General features: G+C 67.5%; 4 protein-coding genes. 2 read left to right on the top strand and 2 right to left on the bottom strand.

Features of this window, described 5'->3' with window-relative positions:
• Positions 1-69 precede the first annotated feature (69 nt).
• Both ACFWE2_RS24620 and ACFWE2_RS24615 read right to left on the bottom strand, forming a co-directional pair.
• Positions 70-807, bottom strand: a complete 738-nt coding sequence (locus ACFWE2_RS24620) for an NPP1 family protein (protein WP_377226839.1) — start codon at positions 805-807, stop codon at positions 70-72.
• Positions 808-1,020: 213 nt separating this feature from the next.
• Positions 1,021-1,746 (bottom strand): phosphotransferase family protein, encoded by a 726-nt coding sequence (locus tag ACFWE2_RS24615; RefSeq protein ID WP_377226838.1) that lies wholly within the window; start codon positions 1,744-1,746, stop codon positions 1,021-1,023.
• A gap of 466 nt (positions 1,747-2,212) precedes the next feature.
• Between ACFWE2_RS24615 and ACFWE2_RS24610 the strand changes: the two genes are divergently transcribed.
• Positions 2,213-3,790 (top strand): cellulase family glycosylhydrolase, encoded by a 1,578-nt coding sequence (locus ACFWE2_RS24610; RefSeq protein WP_377226837.1) that lies wholly within the window; start codon positions 2,213-2,215, stop codon positions 3,788-3,790.
• Between the two features lie 218 nt (positions 3,791-4,008).
• Positions 4,009-4,524 carry a VOC family protein gene (locus ACFWE2_RS24605; RefSeq protein ID WP_377226836.1) on the top strand — a complete coding sequence of 172 codons (516 nt, stop codon included), beginning with the start codon at positions 4,009-4,011 and terminating at the stop codon, positions 4,522-4,524.
• Positions 4,525-4,551: the final 27 nt, after the last annotated feature.

Genomic DNA, 4,551 nt, shown 5'->3' with positions numbered 1-4,551 from the left:
ATGTCAGGTGATCGGCAGTCCGGATTACCGATCACCTGACATTCTGCCGACCACGCGCGCCCCGTCGGGTCAGAAGGTGCTCGGGTTGAACGGGATGGCTGATGGCTTGGCCCGGGTCAGCTCGGTCCCGTACCGGCTGTCCTGGAGCGGGAAGTTGGCGTCGCCCCAGCTCGAGCCGTTCAGCGTGTTGCGCAGGCCGCCGTCGAGCCGATCCCAGCCGACCAGCGCGGGCTCGTCCCAGCCGCCGTCGCCCCAGGCCTCCGGCCGCTCACCGGACTTGGCGAAGCGCATGACGTGCGTGCTGACGCCGTCCTTGTGGTAGACCGCCTTGACGCGAACGCCGCTCTTCTCCGAGATGCTGCTCCAGGGCTTGGTCTCGTACTGGCCGTGGCGGGACACGGAGACGTAGGACGGTGTCGCAGCCCCCTGCGGAACCCAGACCACAACGCCCTCCCAGTCGTGGCGGTGCGACGTCGCGGTGCAGCCGGCGCAGCTCATGTCCTTCTCGAAGTACAGGGCGTAGACGATGGCGCACCAGCCGTTGTTGCACGTGGCTCGCGAATAGGTGTTGGCCTTGCCCAGGTGGCCGCTGCGGCACTCACCGGTGACGGGGCCGCTGTCGTCGAGGCCGCCGTTGAGCCGGCCGCCGGCGTCGATGGCCGCTGCGGGAAAGCAGCTGTCGCCGTCGTAGTCGAAGTACGGCTGGAAGGTGCGCTGGAAGTCCGTGGCGTTCGCCGGCAGCGGGTTCAGCACGGCGGCGGAGGCGACGGTCGGCATGCTGAGGACCAGCAGGGTCGTGCCGATCATGGCCAGCAAGGTCCTGGCGAGGCGGGATGACGTCGTTGAGCTCACTGCAGCAAACATGATGGGTTCTCCGAATCAGTTGCACTGCGTCCGAGACTTCTTACCGGGCGTGCCGACACTGGCAGCCGATGCTGTCCCGCGGTTGACCAGGACATGACGTCCTAATGTCACGACAAGGTACACGGGGTGAAAGTCCGTGTCATCCCCCACCTGGCGTCACATGCGGGCGCGCAGCACGTCGATCTCGCAGCCCGGCGCGGCCGGGTCGAAGCCGTGCTCGACCAGCCAGCGGATGGCCACCAGGCTGCGCAGCGACCACCACGCGCGGATCACGTCGAGGTCGACGTCGGTGCCGTAGCCGGCGACGACGTCGTCGAGACGATCCTCGTTCCCGAGTGTCAGGACGGCGAGGTCGAACAGGGCGTCGCCCTGGCCGGCCTCTGTCCAGTCGATCACGCCGGTGACCTCGTCCCCTTCGAGGAAGATGTGGGCGAGCTGCAGGTCGCCGTGCACGAACACCGGTGTCCACGGCCGGAGCGCGGCCTCGGCGACCTGGCGGTTGCGCGTGACCAGGTCCGCGGGAAGGGTGCCGCTGGTGACGAGCCACTCGCACTCGGCGTCGAGCTCGTCGACGCTCCGGCCCGGCCAGGGCGGCAGCGGCGAGTCGTGCAGCTTCCGGACGGCGGCGCCCGCGGCGGCCCACGCCGCCGGCGACGCGGACGACGGCTCGCCGAGGCGTCCCAGTGCGGTCCCGGGGACGGCGGCGAGCGCGAGCACGGGTGGCTCGCGCCAGAGGACCTCCGGGGTCGGGACCGGCACCATGGCCATCGCCTGGACCTCGACGTCGCTACGCGTCTGGTCGCCGTCGATCTTCAGGAACACGTCACCGACGCGCAGGGTGGCGCACTGCTGATGGGCGACAACGACCTTGACCTCTTCCATGCGGGCCATGATCGCCGGGAGCTGCCGTCGGAGTCACCGGTTTTGTTTCCTGAGCGGCCGGCGGCCGCGCGGCTGGCCGGGGGTGCCACCCGGGCTCCGGTCGCTGAAGCGCTTCGACGGCTGGTTTTCGATAGCTCGTTCTGACCGGCCCGACCTGTGACGGCATGGCAGCCACACTTCAGGGGTTGCGCGGCTTCGGACAAAAGCCATATCTTGTTGAAGCGCTTCGAGGGAACGGCCCCGTCGGAGCGGATGCACCAGTGCTCGACGAAGAGCGCACCATGCAGTGGCCTCCTTGGCAGAAGCTCGTCGCACCAGCGGCGGGGCCGGCATCGTCGCCGAGCCTCACCGCCTCCGCAGGCGGGTTCAACAAGCAGTTCTTTCGAGCCCGTCCCGGCCCGATCGAGCCTCGACGAAAGGAGCAACGATGCACCTTGTGAGACGAGCCCCACTCAGACTTCTGACCATGTGTCTTGCCGCCGCGATGGTGGCGGTCGGCCTGTCCGCCACCGGCTGGACGACCCGGGCGTCCGCCGACACCGTGACACCGCTGAACGCCTCGCAGATCGTCGCCGACATGGGCGCCGGCTGGAACCTGGGGAACAGCCTGGAGGCCAGCGCCAACGGGTATCCGAGCGAGACCGCCTGGAACAACCCGACCGTCACCCAGGCCCAGATCGACAGGGTGCGCGCGGCAGGGTTCAAGACGATCCGGATCCCGGTCTCCTATCTGAACGCCATCGGCTCCGGCCCGAGCTACACCATCGACGCCGCGTGGCTGAACCGGGTCCAGCAGGTCGTCGACTACGCCTACAACCGGGGCCTGTACGTCGTGATCAACATGCACGGCGACGGCTTCAAGGGTGTCAATGGGTCCTGGCTCATCTGCGACGCGGCCGACCAGACGACGATCAGGGCCAAGTACCAGAAGGCATGGCAGCAGATCGCCACCCGGTTCCAGGCCTACGACCAGCGGCTGATCCTCGAGTCGATGAACGAGGAGTTCGACGGGCAGTACGGCGCCCCGACGCAGCCCTGCTACTCGAACATCAACAGCTACAACCAGATCTTCGTCGACACCGTGCGGCAGGCCGGCGGAAACAACGGCTCGCGCTGGCTGCTCGTACCCGGGTGGAACACGAACATCGACTACACCGCCGGGGACTACGGCTTCGTGATCCCGACGGACAACCACCGGTCCTCGTCGATCCCGAGCAACGAGCAGCGGCTGATGATCTCCGTCCACTACTACTCCCCGTGGGACTTCGCCGGAGAGGAGAACGGGAACATCACGCAGTGGGGCGCCGGAGCGACGAATGCGTCGAAGAAGTCCACCTGGGGGCAGGAGGACTACATGGACTCGCAGCTCAAGAAGATGTACGACAAGTTCGTCACGCGCGGCTACCCGGTGGTCGTCGGCGAGTACGGCGCGATCGACAAGTCCTCGTTCGACTCCTCGAACAACCGGTACCGGCAGGACTTCGCGCGCACGCTGGTGGCCACCGCGAAGAAGTACGGCGCGAGCACCATCTACTGGGACAACGGCTTCAACGGGCAGTACGGGTTCGGGCTGTTCGACCGGCCCGCCGGCTCCGTGACCCAGCAGGGCATCATCGACGCGATCCTGGCCGGCCTCGGCGGCACGGGCCAGTCCGGATCGACGGCGATCGTCGGTGCGGCGTCGAACCGCTGCGTGGACATCCCGAACTCCTCGACGACGAACGGGACGCAGGCACAGCTCTGGGACTGCGCCCAGCGTCCCAGCCAGGCGTTCACCCGCACCTCCGCCGGTGAGCTGAAGGTCAACGGCAAGTGCCTCGAGGCCGCTGGCTGGGGCACGGCCAACGGCACCAAGGCGGCGATCTGGGACTGCACGGGCGGCGCGAACCAGCGCTGGAACGTGAACGCGAACGGCACCATCACCAACGCCCACAACGGGCTCTGCCTCGACGCCAACGGCCGGGGCACCGCCAACGGCACCCAGATCATCCTCTGGGCCTGCAGCGGTGCCACCAACCAGAGCTGGACTCTCCGCACGACCTGACCGCCCGGGCATCGGGTCGGAAACTGACCATGCACCTGCTGCCACGCCCGAGAGGTTCTTGGCAGCAAGTGCATGGTCATCGCCTGCCAACCTGCCAACCGGCGGGTGTCGGTCAGCTCAGGGTCAGCGAGTCACGGAACGGCTCGCCAGTTTGTGCTGCCCTGGTGCGGCAGGTTAGAGGCCAGTGACTGTCCTCAACCGTCCTTAGGTTTCGACGCATGGACACATCAACCAACTCGCCAGCATCTCCGGAGTACAACACCGTCAACGGATTCATCGTCGTGAAAGGCGCGGCCGAGTTCATCGAGTTCCTGTCCGAGGTATTCGACGGTACCGAGGACGGCGAAGCGCACACGCCCGACTGGTACGCCGGTGACGGGACGCTCATCCACGCCGAGGTGCACATCGGCAACTCGGTGATCATGGTCGCGGACCGAAAGGCGGACTGGCCGTTCACCCCGGCGCTGACCCAGGTCTACGTCAGCGATGCCGCGGAGACCATGCGCCGCGCCGTCGGTCGCGGTGCCACCGTCGTCACCGAGGTCTCTCCGTTCTACGGTGGCTTCGACATCGCCCGGTTCATCGACCCATGGGGCAACCTGTGGTGGCTTTTCGCACCGGCAGCAGCCGACGACGTCCATGACGAGCCCGCCTCGGACGGGGAGGACCCGCAGCCCGGACCGGTCTACACCACGTTGCTCGATGCGATGCGACAGCTCACCGGCCCCACCTGACCCGGGACACGTCGACGTCCGCGGAAC

The organism is Promicromonospora sp. NPDC060271, from assembly GCF_042726755.1.
Taxonomy (GTDB): domain Bacteria; phylum Actinomycetota; class Actinomycetes; order Actinomycetales; family Cellulomonadaceae; genus Promicromonospora.
This window is presented reverse-complemented; position numbering and strand designations above follow the sequence as displayed.

Bases quoted from the DNA above. Each gene is read 5' to 3' on its own strand.
- ACFWE2_RS24620 (WP_377226839.1), bottom strand. From the start codon at position 807: ATGATCGGCACGACCCTGCTGGTCCTCAGCATGCCGACCGTCGCCTCC.
- ACFWE2_RS24615 (WP_377226838.1), bottom strand. From the start codon at position 1,746: ATGGAAGAGGTCAAGGTCGTTGTCGCCCATCAGCAGTGCGCCACCCTG.
- ACFWE2_RS24610 (WP_377226837.1), top strand. From the start codon at position 2,213: ATGTGTCTTGCCGCCGCGATGGTGGCGGTCGGCCTGTCCGCCACCGGC.
- ACFWE2_RS24605 (WP_377226836.1), top strand. From the start codon at position 4,009: ATGGACACATCAACCAACTCGCCAGCATCTCCGGAGTACAACACCGTC.